Raw genomic sequence first — 2,196 nt, forward strand, 5'->3', positions numbered from 1 at the left:
GTCTACTAGGGCTCCTCGGATGGGATCACCTGCCACCGTTGCCCGGCCGCTGGGCTCTCCCCGGCCGTCAGGCCCGCGGATGACTCTGCTCGAACGCGGCACGCAGCCGTTGCGGTGTGACATGGGTGTAGATCTGCGTCGTGGCCGGGCTGGCATGACCGAGGAACTCCTGTACCGACCGGAGATCCGCGCCGCCTGCCAGCAGATGCGTGGCCGCGGAGTGGCGGATGCCGTGCGGGCTGATCGGCCCGATCCCGTCTGCCGTGGCGGTCCGGGCGGCCAGGATGCGCCGGACCGTCCTGGGGTCGAGCCGGCGGCCCCGCACCCCCAGGAACAGCGCCCGCCCGCTGCCGGCCACGGCGAGCGTCGGACGACCGGCCGCGAGCCAGTTCCGCAGGGCCCGCTGGGCGGGCACGCCGAAGGGAACGGCACGTTCACGGCCGCCCTTGCCGCGGACCCGCACCAGCCGTCGCTCGTCGTCGACGTCGTCGATGTCGAGACCGCACAGTTCGCTGACCCGGGTGGCGGTGGCGTACAGCAGCTCGAGGACGGCGTCGTCACGGACGACGACCGCGCTCTGGCCGGCCGCGCTCTGGCCGGCCGCGGGCGGGTCACCACCGTCCGGGAGCGGCCGGGGGCGGGCCGCCAACAGCTCCCATGCCTGGGCGGCGGTCAGCACCGTCGGTAGTGACGCGGGCCGCCGGGGGCCTGCCAGCCGCTCGGCGACGTCGGCGGCCAGCCATCCCTGCCGGGCCGCGAACGCGCTGAAGCCGCGCGCCACCGAGGCCCGCCTGGCCAGCGTGGTGGCGGCGGCCCCACGGGCCCGCATCCCGGCAAGCCATCCGCGCAGCACCCCGAGATCGACACCGGTAGGCCCGTCGAGCCCGACCTCCTGGGCGTACCCGCGCAGATGGGCTAGATCGGCCCGGTAGGCGCGAACGGTTTCCGGAGATCGGTCACGTTCAGTCGCCAGATGACGAAGGTATGCCGAAACCGCGACGTCCCAGGAAACCTCGGCCTCCCGGCAGACCCCGGCAGCCCGGGAAACCCCCGTGTCCCCGCGGGCCCCCGTTTCCCTGCGGGCCGTCATGTCCCGCGGGGCGGTGTTCCGGGAAGCGCTGTCCCGCGGAACACGGTCCGGGCAGGCGCTGTCCCGCGGGGCGCTGTCTCGGGGTGCGGTGTCCCGGGACGCGCTGTCCAGCGGGGCGATGCTCTGGGAAGCGGTGGTATCCCCGGTAACCGGATCCCGGGAGTCAGCGACCGCACCGCCCATCCACCGCACGGTGTCCTTCGATCAGCTTCGTGTCAACACCGACCGGCCGGCCCACGACGCCCCGGCACACCAGCCTCAGCCGGCTGTACCGGTCGCACCGGCCTCGTCAGCCGCGCCGGCCCTGCCGGCCGCGGACGGCGCTCGGCCCAGTGCTGTCAGGCGGTATCCGTCGCCGCGCAGCTCGACCAGGCCCTCGACGACCAGCGGGCCCATCAGCGCCTGCACCGTTTCGGGCCGTTCCCCCAGCCGTTGTGCCAGCACCGCCGCTCCCACCGAACTGCGGGCCGGCATCACGTCCAGCATGCGACGGACCAGCTCGGGCAGACCGTCGCGACTGCCGGTGTCCGCCGGTGGGTACTCGGCGAGCTCGCCGATGCCGCCGATCTCCTCACAGACCTCGGCGGCATCGGTGACCAGGACGGTCTGTTCGCGGTGGGTCCGCAGCAGGCGGTGGCATCCGACGCTGGCGGCACTCGTGACCGGCCCCGGCACGGCCATCACCACCCGCCCGAGACGGCGGGCGTGCCGGACGGTGTTCAGCGCGCCGCTGCGGTGGCCCGCCTCGACGAGAACCGTGCCCCTGGCCAGCCCGGCGATGATCCTGTTGCGGGTCAGGAAACGCCCCCGGTACGGCGGGCTTCCGGGCGCCGCTTCGCTGACGACCAGCCCGTTGTCACGGATCCGTGCCAGCAGTTCGGTGTGGGCCCGGGGATACGCAATGTCGACCCCGCCGGCCAGGACCGCGATCGTGGGGCCGGCGGCCGCCAGCGCCCCGTGATGGGCCGCCGCGTCGATACCGAATGCCGCGCCGGAAACGATCGTCCAGCCCCGGTCCGCGAGCCCGGCGGCGAGGTCGGCCGCGATGGTGGTCCCATAGGCGGTCGCCGCCCGGGAGCCCACCACCGCCACCGCCCGTTCGCACA

2 protein-coding genes are annotated in these 2,196 nt (G+C 74.3%); both read right to left on the bottom strand.

Annotated elements, in window-relative coordinates; translation table 11 throughout:
* Positions 1–67: 67 nt before the first annotated feature.
* Positions 68–1,282, bottom strand: coding sequence for a tyrosine recombinase XerC (locus CM1CMNOD_RS17020; protein WP_013874824.1), 1,215 nt, complete (start codon positions 1,280–1,282; stop codon positions 68–70).
* A gap of 66 nt (positions 1,283–1,348) precedes the next feature.
* Positions 1,349–2,196 (bottom strand): DNA-processing protein DprA (gene dprA, locus CM1CMNOD_RS17025; protein ID WP_131774081.1); only part of this gene is annotated, 848 nt, incomplete at its 5' end.

Source organism: Protofrankia symbiont of Coriaria myrtifolia (assembly GCF_900634755.1).
GTDB lineage: Bacteria > Actinomycetota > Actinomycetes > Frankiales > Frankiaceae > Protofrankia > Protofrankia coriariae.